This is a genomic window from Bradyrhizobium cajani (assembly GCF_009759665.1).
Taxonomy (GTDB): Bacteria; Pseudomonadota; Alphaproteobacteria; order Rhizobiales; family Xanthobacteraceae; genus Bradyrhizobium; species Bradyrhizobium cajani.
In genome coordinates, this window is sequence record NZ_WQNE01000001.1 from 23,869 (window position 1) to 39,236 (window position 15,368).

At 64.2% G+C, this 15,368-nt stretch carries 13 protein-coding genes; 2 read left to right on the forward strand and 11 right to left on the reverse strand.

The window, feature by feature from the left end; genetic code table 11:
• Nucleotides 1-23: 23 nt before the first annotated feature.
• The 5 genes from GPL20_RS00120 to GPL20_RS00140 all read right to left on the reverse strand — a co-directional run bounded on the left by GPL20_RS00120 (nt 24) and on the right by GPL20_RS00140 (nt 6,295).
• Nucleotides 24-1,490 carry a flavin-containing monooxygenase gene (locus GPL20_RS00120; protein ID WP_157326793.1) on the reverse strand — a complete coding sequence of 489 codons (1,467 nt, stop codon included), beginning with the start codon at nt 1,488-1,490 and terminating at the stop codon, nt 24-26.
• 50 nt (nt 1,491-1,540) lie between these two features.
• Nucleotides 1,541-1,960, reverse strand: coding sequence for a nuclear transport factor 2 family protein (locus GPL20_RS00125; protein WP_157326794.1), 420 nt, complete (start codon nt 1,958-1,960; stop codon nt 1,541-1,543).
• Nucleotides 1,961-2,134: 174 nt separating this feature from the next.
• The gene (gene ahcY, locus GPL20_RS00130) at nt 2,135-3,556 is read right to left on the reverse strand and encodes an adenosylhomocysteinase (RefSeq protein WP_157326795.1); all 1,422 of its coding nucleotides are present in this window, start codon (nt 3,554-3,556) and stop codon (nt 2,135-2,137) included.
• Nucleotides 3,557-3,681: 125 nt separating this feature from the next.
• A complete protein-coding gene (metK, locus tag GPL20_RS00135; protein WP_157326796.1) occupies nt 3,682-4,878 on the reverse strand; it encodes a methionine adenosyltransferase in 1,197 nt (398 codons plus the stop codon).
• A 61-nt stretch (nt 4,879-4,939) separates the two neighbouring features.
• Nucleotides 4,940-6,295 (reverse strand): hypothetical protein, encoded by a 1,356-nt coding sequence (locus GPL20_RS00140; RefSeq protein WP_157326797.1) that lies wholly within the window; start codon nt 6,293-6,295, stop codon nt 4,940-4,942.
• Between the two features lie 168 nt (nt 6,296-6,463).
• Between GPL20_RS00140 and GPL20_RS00145 the strand changes: the two genes are divergently transcribed.
• Nucleotides 6,464-8,182 (forward strand): caspase family protein, encoded by a 1,719-nt coding sequence (locus tag GPL20_RS00145; protein ID WP_157326798.1) that lies wholly within the window; start codon nt 6,464-6,466, stop codon nt 8,180-8,182.
• Between the two features lie 114 nt (nt 8,183-8,296).
• Here GPL20_RS00145 and GPL20_RS00150 read toward each other — a convergent pair whose 3' ends face one another.
• The 6 genes from GPL20_RS00150 to GPL20_RS00175 form a co-directional block, all read right to left on the reverse strand.
• A complete protein-coding gene (locus tag GPL20_RS00150) occupies nt 8,297-9,415 on the reverse strand; it encodes a cobalamin-independent methionine synthase II family protein (protein WP_157326799.1) in 1,119 nt (372 codons plus the stop codon).
• Nucleotides 9,416-9,487: 72 nt separating this feature from the next.
• Nucleotides 9,488-10,204: an ABC transporter ATP-binding protein gene (locus GPL20_RS00155; RefSeq protein ID WP_157326800.1), complete on the reverse strand. Its 717-nt coding sequence runs from the start codon at nt 10,202-10,204 to the stop codon at nt 9,488-9,490.
• The gene (locus GPL20_RS00160; RefSeq protein ID WP_157326801.1) at nt 10,197-10,952 is read right to left on the reverse strand and encodes an ABC transporter ATP-binding protein; all 756 of its coding nucleotides are present in this window, start codon (nt 10,950-10,952) and stop codon (nt 10,197-10,199) included. Before GPL20_RS00160 ends, GPL20_RS00155 begins: the two co-directional genes overlap by 8 nt.
• A complete protein-coding gene (locus tag GPL20_RS00165) occupies nt 10,949-11,977 on the reverse strand; it encodes a branched-chain amino acid ABC transporter permease (protein WP_157326802.1) in 1,029 nt (342 codons plus the stop codon). Before GPL20_RS00165 ends, GPL20_RS00160 begins: the two co-directional genes overlap by 4 nt.
• 8 nt (nt 11,978-11,985) lie before the next feature.
• On the reverse strand, nt 11,986-12,855 hold the full coding sequence (locus GPL20_RS00170) for a branched-chain amino acid ABC transporter permease (RefSeq protein WP_084810118.1): 870 nt from the start codon (nt 12,853-12,855) through the stop codon (nt 11,986-11,988).
• A 134-nt stretch (nt 12,856-12,989) separates the two neighbouring features.
• Complete coding sequence (locus tag GPL20_RS00175; RefSeq protein ID WP_157326803.1) at nt 12,990-14,189, reverse strand: ABC transporter substrate-binding protein; 1,200 nt, start codon at nt 14,187-14,189, stop codon at nt 12,990-12,992.
• Between the two features lie 517 nt (nt 14,190-14,706).
• Between GPL20_RS00175 and GPL20_RS00180 the strand changes: the two genes are divergently transcribed.
• Nucleotides 14,707-14,991 carry a hypothetical protein gene (locus GPL20_RS00180; protein WP_157326804.1) on the forward strand — a complete coding sequence of 95 codons (285 nt, stop codon included), beginning with the start codon at nt 14,707-14,709 and terminating at the stop codon, nt 14,989-14,991.
• The last annotated feature ends 377 nt before the right edge of the window (nt 14,992-15,368 follow it).

The window sequence follows — 15,368 nt, forward strand, 5'->3', positions numbered from 1 at the left end:
CTCCGGCACTCTACGTAGCATGATCAGGAATATTGCATCACGCCGTCGTCGATCCGGCCGAAGCGGAGGGAGACGATGTCGAGCGCATAGTTCTGGTGAAGCCGCCACGGCCGCTTGGAACCCTGCTTCGGCATCTTCGCGACCGAGCGCTGCACGTAGCCCGAGGTGAAATCGAGCGACGGCTGCGCGGTGATCGTCAGATCGTCATTGTGTGGCACGCACTGGCGGAAATTGTGCCGGTCCATGTAGTTGATGAGACGGCTGACATATTCGCAGGTGAGATCGCATTTCAGCGTCCACGACGCGTTGGTGTAGCCGAAGGCCGAAGCCATGTTCGGCACGTCGGCATACATCATGCCCTTGTAGGTCAGCGTCGTGGCGAAATCGACGGCACGGCCGTCGACGCTGACGTCGAGGCCGCCGACGACCTGGAGCACGAGCCCCGTCGCGGTCACGATGATGTCGGCCGCGAGTTCGCTGCCGTCCTTCAGGCGGATGCCGTCGCGCGTGAACGTGTCGATCTCGTTGGTGACGACGGAGGCGCGCTGCTCGCGGATCGCCTTGAACAAATCGCCATCTGGCACGAGGCAGAGCCGCTGGTCCCAGGGATTGTAGCGCGGCGTGAAATGGGTCGCGACGTCGTAGTCGGGGCCGAGCGCCATCTGCACGCCCTTGAGGATGAGGTCCTTCACCTTCGCGGGTCGGCGCCGGCTGAGCTGGAAGAAGAACATCCCCCACATCACGTTGCGCCAGCGGATCAAATGATACGCCAGCCGTGCCGGCAGATTGCGGCGCAGCTTGTTGGCGACGGGATCCTGCGCGGGACGTGACACCACGTAGGTCGGCGAGCGCTGGAGCATGGTGACCTGCGCAGCCTTCTTGGCAAGCTCCGGCACCAGCGTCACCGCGGTCGCGCCCGAGCCGATCACGACGACGCGCTTGCCCGCATAGTCGATGTCTTCGGTCCATTTCTGCGGATGCACGATGCGGCCGGCGAAATCTCCGACGCCCTTGAACTCCGGGGTGTAGCCCGCCTCGTATTTGTAGTAGCCCGAGCACATGAACAGGAAATTGCAGGTGAAGCGCACGAGCTCGGTCGCGCCCTCGCCTGTCGTGCGCTCGGCTTCGATCGTCCAGCGCGCCTCAGGCGTCGACCACGCCGCACGCCTGACGCGATGGCGAAAGCGGATGTGCTTCGCGATGCCGTTCTCGGCCGCGGTCTCGCGCACATAGTTCAGGATCTGCGGCCCGTCAGCGATCGCCTTCGGATCGGTCCACGGCTTGAACGAATAGCCGAGCGTGAACATGTCGCTGTCGGAGCGGATGCCGGGATAGCGGAACAGGTCCCAGGTGCCGCCGATGCAGTCGCGGCCCTCCAGGATGACGTAGCTCTTGGTCGGGCACTTGGTCTGCAAGTGATATCCCGCGCCGATGCCGGACAGGCCGGCACCGACGATCAGCACGTCGAAATGTTCTTTGGCTTCGATCATGGCGTTCTCCCTCCGCGCAGGATGGGCGGCGCCGCGCCGAATTGCAACGGTCAGGGGATGGTGGCGCCATAGACACAGGCGGTGTCGAAATACTCGTGGAATTCGACCGCTTTCCCGTCCTTGAAGCGCCAGAAATCGACCTTCGGCGTTTTCGCGAGCTTCTTGGTCTTCTTGTTGATCCATGCGCATTCGCCGCGCGCGACGACGGCGTCACCTTGCGCGACGTATTCGTTCATCGTGTAATACTGCATGCTCCAATCGGAGAGCAGGCCGTCGAAATAGCCACGCAGCTCGTTGCGATCGTCATAACGTTTGGCAAAAGGCACCGCTTCGGCTCCTCGCGGAATCGAGTCGAACTTGATCTGCGGACCAATGACGTTGTCGAACCAATAGTCGACGCTCGCACCCTTGCTGTCGTTCCACTGGCGATAGGCTTCCTTCAGCAGCTCAACGTTGGCTTCGCTGGACATCGCATTCCCTCCCTATGCATTCTGACAATAAATGTAGAAAAAGCGGCCGCCCGCTTCGGAAGTGGCAGGCTTGTTTCGGCTCTACCTGCGAGCGTATCATAGGGAGCGACAATAAAAACAGTAAAAAAGCCCCGGATCGCTCCGGGGCTTTGATCTCGCGACTTGAGGGCAATCTCAGTAGCGGTAGTGGTCCGACTTGTACGGGCCTTCCTGCTTGACGCCGATGTAGTCGGCCTGGTCCTTGCGCAGCTCGGTGAGCTTGACGCCGATCTTGGCGAGGTGCAGGCGCGCGACCTTCTCGTCGAGCGTCTTCGGCAGCACGTAGACTTCCTTCTTGTACTTGCCGTCCTTGTTGTTGGCGAACAGCTCGATCTGCGCCAGCGTCTGGTTGGTGAAGGACGCTGACATCACGAAGCTCGGGTGGCCCATGGCGTTGCCGAGGTTCACGAGGCGGCCTTCCGACAGCATGATGATGCGGTGCTTGTCGGGAAACTCGATCTCGTCGACCTGCGGCTTGATGTTGGTCCACTTCAGATTGCGCAGAGACGCGATCTGGATCTCGTTGTCGAAGTGGCCGATGTTGCAGACGATGGCACGATCCTTCATCGCGCGCATGTGCTCGATGGTGATGATGTCCTTGTTGCCGGTCGCGGTGACGAAGATGTCGGCGCGGGGCGCCGCGTCTTCCATGGTCACGACCTCGTAGCCTTCCATCGCCGCCTGCAGCGCGCAGATCGGATCGACTTCCGACACCATGACGCGGCAGCCGGCCTGGCGCAGCGAGGCGGCCGAGCCCTTGCCGACGTCGCCGAAGCCGGCGACCATCGCGACCTTGCCCGACAGCATCACGTCGGTGCCGCGGCGGATGCCGTCGACCAGCGATTCACGGCAGCCATAGAGGTTGTCGAATTTCGACTTGGTGACGCTGTCGTTGACGTTGATCGCCGGCCACAGCAGCGTGCCGGCCTTCTGCATGTCATAGAGACGGTGCACGCCCGTGGTGGTCTCTTCGGAAACGCCCTTGATGCTCTTGGCGATCTCGGCGAAGTAGCCCTTCGGCTTTTCCTTGAGCTGCTTCTTCAGAAGCGCGAAGAAGACTTCCTCTTCCTCGGAGCCGGGCTTGTCGAGGAAGGCGGTGTCGCCGTTCTCGGCGCGCAGACCGAGATGGACGTACATCGTGGCGTCGCCGCCGTCATCGAGGATCATGTTCGGGTGACCGCCGCCGTGCCAGTCGAACAGTTTTGCGGTGTAGTCCCAGTACTCGGTCAGCGTCTCGCCCTTGACGGCGAAGACGGGAATGCCGGCGGCTGCGATCGCCGCCGCGGCGTGGTCCTGCGTCGAATAGATGTTGCAGGAGACCCAGCGAATGTCGGCGCCGAGCGCGGCCAGCGTCTCGATCAGCACGCCGGTCTGGATCGTCATGTGCAGGGAGCCTGCGATGCGCGCGCCCTTCAACGGCTGCTTCGGGCCGAACTCCTCGCGGGTGGCCATCAGGCCGGGCATCTCGGTCTCAGCGAGCGAGAGCTCCTTGCGGCCGAAATCGGCGAGCGAAATGTCCTTGACGATGTAATCGGTGAAGCCGGGCTTCGCGTTCATTGGGGGTTCCTGTTTGTTTGACTCGTCATTCCGGAGGCGCTCGTGAAACGAGCGAACCCGGAATCCTGAGGTTCGAGATTCCGGGTTCGCCGCTATCGCGGCGCCCCGGAATGACGCAAGAAAACTTAAAGCGCGCGCTTGAGCGGCTCGACGAGATCGGTCTTCTCCCAGGAGAAGCCGCCCTCGTTGTCGGGCGTGCGGCCGAAATGGCCGTAGGCCGAGGTGCGCGCGTAGATCGGGCGGTTGAGGTCGAGATGGCTGCGGATGCCGCGCGGGGTCAGATCCATCGCCTGCGCTGCTGCCTTCTCGAGCTGGTCCTCCGGCACCTTACCGGTGCCGTGGGTGTCGATGTAGATCGACAGCGGCCGCGCCACGCCGATGGCGTAGGCGAGCTGGAGCGTGCAGCGGTCGGCGAGACCGGCCGCGACGATGTTCTTGGCGACGTAGCGCGCCGCGTAAGCCGCCGACCGGTCGACCTTGGTCGGATCCTTGCCGGAGAACGCGCCGCCGCCGTGCGGGGCCGCGCCGCCGTAGGTGTCGACGATGATCTTGCGGCCGGTCAGGCCGGAATCGCCGTCGGGACCGCCGATGTAGAACTTGCCGGTCGGGTTGATGTGCCAGATCGTCTTCGGCGTGATCCACTCCTTCGGCAGCGCCTCGCGCACATAAGGCTCGACGATGTCGCGCACCTGCTTGGAGGTGAGGTCCTCGACGAGGTGCTGGTGCGACACCACGATCTCACGCACGCCGACCGGCTTGCCGTTCTCGTACTGCACGGTGACCTGGCTCTTGGAGTCGGGACCCAGCACCTTCTCGCGGCCGGAGTGGCGCGCTTCGGAGATCAGGCGCAGGATCTTGTGGGCGTAGAAGATCGGCGCCGGCATCAGGTCGGGCGTCTCGTTGGTGGCATAGCCGAACATGATGCCCTGGTCGCCGGCACCTTCTTCCTTGACCTCGCCCGGCTGCAGCGCATCGACGCCCTGCGCGATGTCGGCCGACTGCGGATGCAGGAGGATCTCGATGTCGCAGGTCTTCCAGTGGAAGCCTTCCTGCTCGTAGCCGATGTCCTTGATGGCGCCGCGCACGACGCTCTCGATCTGCTCGTTGGTGACCGACTTCGGACCGCGGGTCTCGCCGGCGATCACGACCTTGTTGGTGGTCGCAAGCGTCTCGCAGGCGGCGCGGATGGCCCACGGATCGATGCCGGCCTTCGGCCCTTCGCGATAGAACAGGTCGACGATCTCATCGGAGATCCGGTCGCAGACCTTATCCGGATGGCCCTCGGACACGGATTCGCTGGTGAAGAGATAGGACGCGCGCATCAGTAACCCCTTGTTCCGCCGCTAACCGGCGGTTCGTTGCGATGTTTACCTTTGGATTATGTCAATCACGCCGTCGCGAGATGACGTAGGACTCGTCGTAAAACCAGAGCCCGTTGTGCTTTCGCAGCACGTCCCGGGCAGCATCCAGAGCGCGGCCGTTTTGAGTCATATCTGTCAACCGGTCGTCCTCGATCTGAGCGACATACACCGCCGCATTCCACGCTGCAAAGGCCGTCGAGGTTCCGATGGCACCGGTTACCTCGTTGGGCAGCGCTTCCATATCATACCTGAAGATCGAACGGTTGTCCGCATAAGCATTAAAATTTAGGTCGCGGCCCACCGATCCGAGTTCATACTTCACGGCGCGCAGTAGCTCATGACGGCTCACCGAGAAAGGGTTTTCTCCGGGCCAGATCGCCTGGATCATTTCCATGCCCGGATCCTGGCCATGGGAGTGAATACCGATGAGGCGGCCACCCGACCGCAAAGCCCGCGCCAGCGGCGCGATGATCCGTTTTGCCCGAAAATTGACCGAGGACAGGGCGCGGTATGGCTGGGATGCAATAACGAGGTCGAAATTGGCTTCGGTCTGGCCCGGCCGCGGAATGGTCGAATCCAGCAGGAACCTGTGGTCCTCGCGGTAGAGCACCAGCACGACGGGACGCTCATACAGCGGCATGGCCGTCCGCGGACTGATCGCCGCGCGCCAGTTCTGCTCCAGAAACGGCTTCAGCTCGGTGATCTGCGCCTCGAAGTCGCCCGACGAGGCGCCGCGCAGCGGCACTTCGTGCCAGACGGTGGCGGCGGCCGCCGCGGGCGAGGCCGGCGTGAGCCAGGGCGCCTCCGCGTAGAACATGTTGGTGAACACGAACACCGAGGCCGGATGCTCAAACAGCCGGTCCGGCACCTTGTCCAGCGTCAGGCGCACGTCCTCGAGACTGAGCTCCTTGCCGGCGACGTAGAACGGCATGTGCGGATAGCGCTGGTGCATCGACCGCAGCACCCGCGCCAGCACGGTGCCGTCGCCAACCCCGGCGTCGAACACGCGCAGCGCCGGCGGCCGCGGATGGATGCTGGCAAGCTCCAGCGCGACCCTGTCCGCGATCACCCGCTTCTCGCTGCAGGTATGGACGAACAACAGGTATTTCTGCCGGTTCTCGAAGAAACGGAAATTGCCGCGCGGGTCGCGCTTTTCCGGCGGCACCTGAAGCCCCCGCGGCGGCGGCAGGCCGCCGGTCATCGATGCCGCCATATAGGCCTGGATCCGCTCCAGCGTGTCGATGGTGATGCGCTTTCCCTCGCGCAGGCGATGCACCAGCTTCCCATCGTTCACCGCGCGCCGGCCGAAGGTCGATTCCGCCATGTCCGCCTTGCGGCAGAACTCGGTGATCTGGCTCAGGATTTCGTCGTTCTTCATCGGGTGGGACGCGGTGGGCAGCCGGATTGGGTCCCGCCTCCTAGCAAAATCTGCCCACTGGGGGAATACCCTCCCCCTGCTTTACCCGCGTCCAATGACGAGAGCGTGAACCCGGGCGCACTGCCGGGCAACAAACAGGCGCGCTCCTCCTGTTGCGGGACCACCATCATGCGCCGCCTGCTCGTCGCGCTCTGCCTGCTCACCGCCTCCCTGTCGTCCGCGCCCTGCTCCGCGCAGGCGCGCAGCCAGCTCGGGCCGCTCTGCACCACCGACACCACACCGGCGGAGCAGATGATCGAGGCCTGCAGCAAGATCATCGCGCTGAAGGTGTTCAAGGGCGCGCAGCTCGCGACGGTCTATTTCTGGCGCGCCGTCGGGTGGAACAAGAAAGGGGACTACGCCAGGGTGATCGCCGATACCACCGAAGCGATGCGGCTCCAGCCGAGCCAGGCGGTCTACAATCTCAGGGGATCGGCCTATTACGACAGGGGCGACTACGACATCGCGATCGCGGACTTCGACGACGCGCTGAAGCTCGGCCCGCCGAGCGGCATCATCTTCCACAACCGCGGCAACGCCTGGCGCGGCAAGCACGACTATGCCAAGGCCATTGCCGATTACGACATGTCGATCAAGTCCGATCCGCGATCGGCGTTCTCGTTCCAGAATCGCGGCATCTCGAAGCAGGCACTCGGCGATCTCGACGGCGCACTCGCCGACATCAACCAGGCGATCCGGCTCGATCCGACGCTGCCGCAGCCCCTCATCAACCGCACCGCGATCTGGCGCGCCAAGGGCGATCTCGATCGCGCCATCGCCGATGGCAGCGAGGCGATCCGGCTCGCGAAGGAGAAACCGCCGGTCAACATCATGACGCCGCCCAACAGCGTGCTGATCTCGGGCTACACCCATCGCGCGCTCGCCTATGAGGCGAAGGGCGACTATGCGCACGCCAGGGACGACTACAAGTCGACGCTGGCGATCGTGGCCTCGGATGCCGGCAGCAAGGCCAACCAGGCCACCGCGAAGGTACGGCTGTCGCTGGTAACGGATGCGATCGCACCAATCCCGCGCGAACAGCCGTTACCTACGACGCAACCGGCGGCGTCACCCGCTCCGCAGCAGACGGGCACGGCGCCGGCCCCCTCGCCGGTGCCCGCCGTCCGCGGCACGCGCATGGCGCTGATCATCGGCAACGGCGCCTATCAGCACGTCAAGGCGCTGCCCAATCCACCCAACGACGCGCGCGCCGTTGCCAGGAGCCTGCGCGATATCGGGTTCACGGTCTCCGAGGGCGTTGACCTCGACCGCGCCGCGATGCAGAAGGTGACGCGCGACTTCCTGCGCGAGGCGGCACGGGCGCAGGTCGCGGTGGTCTACTATGCCGGCCACGGCGTGCAGGTGGACGGCCGTAACTATCTCATTCCGGTCGACGTCGAGCTCAAGCCGGGTGCGAACATGACGGACGCGATGATCGACATGGACACGATCATGGCCGGCCTCGACGACCAGGTTCGCACCAACATCCTGATCTTCGATGCCTGCCGCAACAATCCGATGGCGCAGCAGGTGGCGTCCGCCGGCACCAATCGCGGCATGGAGGGCGCCTCGGGCCTCGCAGCGCCAACGAGCCTTGGCACTGGCGCAACGCTCGGCGCCGGCACGCTGATCGCGTTTGCGACCGCGCCGGGGCAGGTCGCCCTCGACGGCGAAGGCGCCAACTCGCCGTTCTCGATCGCGCTGTCGCGCCACATCGGCACGCCGGGCCTCGAGGTGCAGCAGATGCTGACGCGGGTGCGGGCGGAGGTGGTCTCGACCACGAAGAACAAGCAGGTGCCGTGGTCGAACTCGTCGCTGCTGGGCGAGGTTTATCTGGCGGAGAAGTGACGGCGCTAACGCGCCGTCATCCCGGGGGGCGCGCAGCGCGAACCCGGGATCTCGCGCCGCGATCTCCAGATTCCGGTTTCGATGCTTCGCATCGCCCCGGAATGACGATGCGCGTCAGTTGCCCCACACTTCCTTCGCGATCTCCACCGCGAGGCTGAGCTTGGCCCACTGCTCCTCTTCCGAGAGGATGTTGCCCTCTTCGGTCGAGGCAAAGCCGCATTGCGGGGACAGCGCGAGCTGCTCCAGCGGGGCGAACTTCGCGGCTTCCTCCAGACGGCGCTTGATGTCGTCCTTCTGCTCGAGCTCGCCGAACTTGGAGGTGATGACGCCGACCACGACGACCTTGTTGCCCTTGGGCAGGAAGCGCAGCGGCTCGAAGCCGCCGGCGCGGTCGCTGTCGTATTCGAGGAAATAGCCGTCGTAATTGGTGCCAGCGAGCATGGTCTCGGCCACGGGCTCGTAGCCGCCCGAAGAAATCCAGGTCGAGCGGAAATTGCCGCGGCAGACGTGCGTCGTCACCACCATGTCGGCGGGCTTCTCGGCCAGCGCGTAGTTGATGATGCGGGCATAGATCTGCTGGAGGCCGTCCGGATTGTCGCCGCGCTCGCGCGCCTTCTGCAACTCGTCCTGCGAGCAGAGATAGGCCCACACGGTGTCGTCGAACTGGAGATAGCGGCAGCCCGCGTCGTAGAACGCCTTCACGGCCTTGCGATAGGTCTTGCCGAGGTCCTCGTAGAAGGCGTCGAGGTCGGGATAGACGTCCTTGGAGATCGACTTGCGGCCGCCGCGGAAGTGCAGCACCGCCGGCGAGGGGATCGTCATCTTGGCGGTGACGTGGGCCTGATCGGCGACCTTCTTCAGGAAGCGGAAGTGGTCCAGCATCGGGTGGTTGTCGGGGAAGTCGAGCTTGCCGATCACGCGCACCGCATCGTGACGGGTCTGCACGCCCGTGAACTGGATGCCTGTGTCGGGGTGGAACAGCTCGCAGCCGGTGAGCTTGGCCAGGAAGTCGAAATGCCACCAGGAGCGGCGGAATTCACCGTCGGTCGCGAGCTTGAGCCCGATCGAGGCCTGCTTGTGCACGACCTTCTCGATCTCCATGTCCTCGATCTTGCGCAGATCGTCGGCCGAGATCTCGCCCTTCTCGAGACGGCTGCGGGCTTCCTTGATCTTGGCCGGACGCAGGAGGCTGCCGACCTCGTCGGCGCGGAAGGGGGCTTTGGTTCGCTGCATTTCTTGTCTCTCCCGTAATTTCAGTCGGCGCTCGTTGTACTCCCTCTCCCCGCCCGCGGGGAGAGGCGACGATCAGTGGGCGGCCGCCCCTGCGACGCCGAGGTGACGCTCCAGGACCGACGGGTCGGCCTGCAGCGCGGCGCTCGGGGCGTCGTGGACGATCGTTCCGCGCTCCAATATCACAACGCGGTCGGCGAGCCCCAGAATCTTTTGGGCATTCTGCTCGACGATGATCGAGCAGATGCCGCCCGCCCGGGTGATGGTGCCGATCGCCTTGAGCAGCTCCTCGACGATGATGGGGGCGAGGCCCTCGGTGGGCTCGTCCAGCAGCAGGACCTTTGGGTTGAGGGTCAGCGCGCGGCCGATCGCCAGCATCTGCTGCTCGCCGCCGGAGAGCTGGTTGCCGAAATTGCTCCGCCGCTCCTTCAGCCGCGGGAACATCTCGTAGACCCTCTCGACCGTCCAGGGGCCGGGCTGCGCCACTGCGGTCATGTTCTCTTCCACCGTGAGCGAGCGGAAGATGTTGCGCTCCTGCGGCACCCAGCCGATGCCGGCACGCGCCCGCTGGTCGGGCCGCAGGGTCGTGACGTCGGTCCCGGCGAGCGCGACGGTGCCGGAAAAACGGCGGGTGACGCCGACGATGGAATTGATCAGCGTGGTCTTGCCGGTGCCGTTACGACCCAGCAGCGCCAGCACCTGCCCCTCGGCAAGGCGCAGGCTCATCTTCGGCAACACCACCGCCTCGCCATAGCCGGCGCGAAGTGCGTCGATCGCGAGCAGGTCAGACATTGACCGCCTCCTCGCCGAGATAGACCGCCTTGACCTGTGGATCGCGCGCGACCTGCTCGGGCGGGCCTTCGGTGAGCAACGCGCCCGAGACCAGCACCGAGATGCGGTCGGCAAAGGAGAAGACGAGGTCCATGTCGTGCTCGATCAAGAGCACGGTGACGTCGCGCGGCAGCGCGGCGACCACCGCCAGAATATCGTGGCGCTCGCTCTCGGGCACGCCGGCGGCGGGCTCGTCGAGCAGCAACACGCGCGGCTTGGCCGCGATCGCGACCGCGATCTCGAGCAGGCGCTGCTTGCCGTAAGGCAGCGTCACGGTCTGCTCGTTCATGACGTCGAGCAGGTGGAAGCGCGTCAGGAGATCGGCGATCTCGCCGTTGACGTCGTTGCGCGTACCCATCCGCCGCCACCAGTCGCCGCCATGGCCGAGGCGCTCGGAGACGGCAAGGCCGATGGTCTCGAGCGGGGTCAGGTCGGGATAGAGCTGGTTGATCTGGAAGGTGCGTGACAGGCCGCGCAGCACCCGCTTGTGCACGGGCAGATCGGTGATGTCGTGGCCTTCGAGCAGGATGCGGCCGGAGTTCGGCTTCAATACGCCGGTGAGCTGGTTGATGACAGTGGTCTTGCCCGCGCCGTTGGGCCCGATCAGCGCGTGGCGGGCGCCCTGCTCGATCTTGAGCGACAGGTCGCGGGTGACACGCAGGCCGCCGAACTGCTTTTCGAGATTTTGGGTTTCGAGCACGATGGTCATGCGTCGCTCTCCGGCACGGCGACGACGGCCTTGCGCCCGGCAATCTGCTTGATGACCAGGTTGGGTACATAGAGCACCCAGCGGTGCAGGCGCTGGCGGCCGATCAGCACGATCAGGACCAGCACGAGGCCGATCCAGAACTGCCAGTATTGCGGGGTGATGGTGGAGAAAAATTCCTGGAGCATGCGGAACACCACCGCGCCGATCAGCCCGCCATAGAGATAGCCGGTGCCGCCGATGACGAGCACCAGCATCAGATCGGCCGAGCGCTCGAACGCGAACACGTCGAGGGAGGCGATCGCGGTGGTCTGGGTGAACAGTGCGCCTGCAATGCCGGCATAGAACGCCGCAAGCGTGTAGATCGCGATCAGGCGGCGGTTGACCGGGATGCCGATGGCAGCGGCCCGCAGCGGATTGTTCTTGATCGCGCGCAGCGACAGGCCGAACGGCGAATGCACGACGCGGCGAGCGAACAGGAACAGGAGAAACAGGACGGCCAGCGAATAGAAAAAGCCGGCCTTGCCGAACATGTCGAAGGGAATCTGGCCGAAGATCGGCTGCATCTCGATGCCTTGCAGGCCATCGGTGCCGCCGGTGATGTTGGAGAAGCGCTCGGCCAGCGCCTCCAGTAGCAGCGCGATGCCGAGGGTCACCATCAGCCGGGTGAGATCAACGCCGCGGATCACCAGGAAGCTGGTGGCAAAGCCGAGCACCATCGCGGCGAGGCCGGCGGCGATCAGCGCCAGCACGGGCTCGTTGATGATGCCGTGAAGCGCGAGAAGTCCTGCGGCATAGGCCCCGACGCCGAAAAAGGCGGCATGGCCGAGCGAGACGATGCCGGCATAGCCGAGGATGAGGTCGAGCGACATCGTAAACAGCGCCAGCCGCAGGATGTCGGTCATGATCAGATAGCGCGTGGGGAATGCGAAGCCGCAGGCCAGCACGATCAGCCAGAAGGCGATTTCGCCATAGTGCCAGCGTGCCTGGCGCTGGGCGTGGTGTCCGACATCGGAAGCAGCGTTCATCGGCGAGCTCAACGCGCGGCCGTGCGGCCGAACAGGCCGTTCGGGCGCCAGATCAGGATCACGATCATCATGGTGTAGATCACGAAGGGTCCCATCTTCGGCACGTAATATTTGCCGGCGACGTCGCCGATGCCGAGCAGGAGCGAAGCCAGGAAGGGGCCGGTGATCGAGGACGAGCCGCCGACGGTGACCACGATCAGGAAATAGATCATGAACTTCAGCGGAAAGTACGGGTCGAGGCCGAGGATCTCGGCGCTCAGCGCGCCGCCGAGGCCGGCGAGCCCGCAACCGAATGCAAACGTGAAGGCGAACACCTGCGGCACGTTGATGCCGAGGCCGCTGGCAGCACGGGGATCATCGACCGCGGCGCGCAGGCGGCTGCCGAAGCGGGTCTTGGCCAGCACCATCTGGAGGCCGATGGTGAGCAGGCCGCAGATCACGATGATCATCAGCCGATAGCGGCCGATGCCGACGCCGAACACGTCGAACTGGCCCTGGAGCGCTGCCGGCAAATTGATGAAGACGCGCGAGGAGCCCTGGATGTAGTCCACGGCCGCGACCGACATGAAGGTCAGGCCGATCGTGAACAGCACCTGGTCGAGATGGCTGCGCGTATAGAGGTGGCGGTAGAGAGTGCGTTCGAGCGCGATGCCGATCGCGGCTGCGGAGACGAAGGCAAGTGGCAACGCGGCGAAGAACGGCCAGCCCATCCGGTTGACCAGCACCATGCAGACATAGCCGCCCGCCATGGCGAAGGCGCCGTGGGCAAGATTGACGAAATTCATCAGGCCGAGCGTGACCGCGAGCCCGCAGGCGAGCACGAACAGCAGCATGCCGTAGGCAACGCCATCGAACAGATTGGTGAGAATTGCGGTCATCGATAGCGGGTGAACCTTGGTAATCGCTCGTCATTCCGGGGCAGCGCGCAGCGCTGAACCCGGAATCCATTTCAATCATTTCGAGATCCCGGGTTCGCGCTAAGCGCGCCCCGGGATGACCCCGCTTTCGCGGGTCACTTCTTGGTCTTGCCGAGATCCTTGACGGCTTCGAAGGTTGCGAACTCGACGTTGTAGAGCTCGCCGTCGACCTTCTCGACCTTGCGGATGTAGATGTTCTGGACGATGTCGCGGGTCTCGGGGTCGATCGAGATCGGGCCGCGCGGGCTCTCCCATTTCTGGCCTTTCATGGCTTCGATCAGCTTGTCGCCGTTGGTGTCGCCACCCGTCTTCTTCAGCGCTTCGTAGATCAGGTGGATGCCGTCATAGCCGCTCACGGCCATGAAGCCCGGACGGTTGCCGAACGCCTTCTTGTAGGCGGCGACGAAATCCTTGTTCATCTGCGAGGGATGCGCCGCGGAGTAGAGATGCGCGGTGACGGTGCCGAGCACGGCGTCGCCCATGTTGTTGAGCAGATCGTCATCGGTGACGTCGCCCGGTCCGATCACCTTGATGCCGGCCTTGTCGAGGCCACGCTCGGCATACTGCTTCATGAAGTTGCCGCCCTGGCCGGCCGGCACGAACACGAAGATCGCGTCGGGCTTGGCGTCCTTCATGCGCTGGAGGAACGGCGCGAAATCGGGATTGGCCAGCGGCGTCTTCACCTCTTCGACCACCTCGCCGCCGCCGGCGGTGAAATTCTGCTTGAAGAAGTTCAGCGCGTCATTGCCCGGCGCGTAGTCCGAGGTCAGCGTCGCCACCTTCTTGATGCCGTTCTTGACCGCCCAGTCGCCGATGATGGTCGAGGACTGCGCCAGCGTGAAGCTGGTGCGCACGATGTAGGGCGAGCGCTCGGTGATGATGGAGGTGCCGGCCGCCATCACGACTTCCGGGATCTTGGCCTGCGTCGCCAGCGGCGCGGCTGCGAGCGCGGCGGGCGTGACGCCGAAGCCGGCGATGAAATTGACCTTGTCGTTGACGATCAGCTCCTGCGCGGCCGTCTTGGTCTTGTCCGGCACCGCGCCGTCGTCCTTGAGGATGATCTCGACCTTCTTGCCGGCGACGGTGTCGCCCTTCTGCTGCATGTAGAGCTTGATCGCGTTCTCGATCTGCTTGCCGGTCGAGGCTTGGCCGCCGGTCATCGGCAGGATCAAACCGACCTTGACGCTGTCCTCGGCCTTTGCCGGCACGACGGCCGCAAGGCCTGCGACTGCGGCGACCGCGATCCAAGAGACTTTACAAGAGACCTTGTAAGAAAACGTCCTGCGTTCGAACATCAGATGTCCCTCCCCTTCATTCCTGACCTCTTGTGTGCCGGACCGAGTGCCCGGTCCTTGCCTCAAGCCTAGCTCGCGCGCGAGCGATGTCGCGCGCCACATGGCGTCTTTCGCGCCCTCATTGTCAATCGGACGTTTGGCGACCATTCGGCGCAAGCCGAGCGTTTCAATTGCCAACGCCGGGGAGCCATGCCGCAGTCAAGCGGGGCAACCAAAGCCCCCAATCGCGACCATCCCCATTTGTACGATTGTACAAATAAAATGGACCTGTCAACGAAAAAGCCCGTCTGCCCACGAAGCGAATTTGTCGCGAGCCTATTGCCGCAGTCTAGAAACCCGGTCGGCCGCGTGGATGGAGGATTTCGTCTTTCTTTTGCAGGATTTATACATCCGGCAGCCATTTTCCGGCCGCCGCTCGGAACGAAATACCCATCTCGAATAAGTCTATTTTACCTAGTTGAAGGCTATTCTCCTCCCGCCAGCCTGACTGGCGTGCAATGACCGAACGCGCCACACAATGCCCAAGCCTTTCCGTACCCTTCTGGTCCTCATTGCGCTCGCAACGGGGCTGTCCGGATGCGGCACGGTCAACGAGAAACTCTCCGCCGGAATGGGCGACTACGTCCCGCAATGGGCCGGCGGCCTGCCGGCGGACGCCCCGCCGCGTCCGGGCACGCGGGAGTACGATGCCTGGATGAAGGAGCGCCAACGCCTGCGCCAAATTCCAGCCGCCGAGCGGCCAAAGGAAGAGCAAGCCAGGCAGCCGGCCGGTGCAAACCCCGCCCGGGAAGCGGTTCGCTAGAGCGGATTTCAATCAGGCGCGATCATGACCGGCTGCGATGATGAAGCCTGGCCACTCCCAGGCGCTGAAGACGCCCTCCGGATTGTCGTTCGCCCCCTCATAACCGTTCGCAGACCTTCGCGACTTCTCAGAAGCTAGAGAGCGTTCTGAACGCCACATACTGAAAGATCGCGCGACAGCCGGAGACGCCCGCAAAGGAAAAGCGATCATCGTCAACTATTCGGTGAGCCGTGGCCTCGATCGTGAACGGCCTGCGCCAGGATCGAGGTCGATAGTCCCTTGTTGGTGCCGGCCTCCAGAATATCTCCGGGGGCTCGGAACGCCAGATCATAAAGCTTCAGCGCATCGCCCCGCCGCAAATAGCCGGTGATACCAAG

Bases quoted from the DNA above. Each gene is read 5' to 3' on its own strand.
- GPL20_RS00165 (WP_157326802.1), bottom strand. From the start codon at position 11,977: ATGAACGCTGCTTCCGATGTCGGACACCACGCCCAGCGCCAGGCACGC.
- GPL20_RS00180 (WP_157326804.1), top strand. From the start codon at position 14,707: ATGCCCAAGCCTTTCCGTACCCTTCTGGTCCTCATTGCGCTCGCAACG.
- GPL20_RS00125 (WP_157326794.1), bottom strand. From the start codon at position 1,960: ATGTCCAGCGAAGCCAACGTTGAGCTGCTGAAGGAAGCCTATCGCCAG.
- GPL20_RS00145 (WP_157326798.1), top strand. From the start codon at position 6,464: ATGCGCCGCCTGCTCGTCGCGCTCTGCCTGCTCACCGCCTCCCTGTCG.
- GPL20_RS00120 (WP_157326793.1), bottom strand. From the start codon at position 1,490: ATGATCGAAGCCAAAGAACATTTCGACGTGCTGATCGTCGGTGCCGGC.
- GPL20_RS00155 (WP_157326800.1), bottom strand. From the start codon at position 10,204: ATGTCTGACCTGCTCGCGATCGACGCACTTCGCGCCGGCTATGGCGAG.
- GPL20_RS00175 (WP_157326803.1), bottom strand. From the start codon at position 14,189: ATGTTCGAACGCAGGACGTTTTCTTACAAGGTCTCTTGTAAAGTCTCT.
- ahcY (WP_157326795.1), bottom strand. From the start codon at position 3,556: ATGAACGCGAAGCCCGGCTTCACCGATTACATCGTCAAGGACATTTCG.
- GPL20_RS00140 (WP_157326797.1), bottom strand. From the start codon at position 6,295: ATGAAGAACGACGAAATCCTGAGCCAGATCACCGAGTTCTGCCGCAAG.
- GPL20_RS00160 (WP_157326801.1), bottom strand. From the start codon at position 10,952: ATGACCATCGTGCTCGAAACCCAAAATCTCGAAAAGCAGTTCGGCGGC.
- GPL20_RS00170 (WP_084810118.1), bottom strand. From the start codon at position 12,855: ATGACCGCAATTCTCACCAATCTGTTCGATGGCGTTGCCTACGGCATG.
- GPL20_RS00150 (WP_157326799.1), bottom strand. From the start codon at position 9,415: ATGCAGCGAACCAAAGCCCCCTTCCGCGCCGACGAGGTCGGCAGCCTC.
- metK (WP_157326796.1), bottom strand. From the start codon at position 4,878: ATGCGCGCGTCCTATCTCTTCACCAGCGAATCCGTGTCCGAGGGCCAT.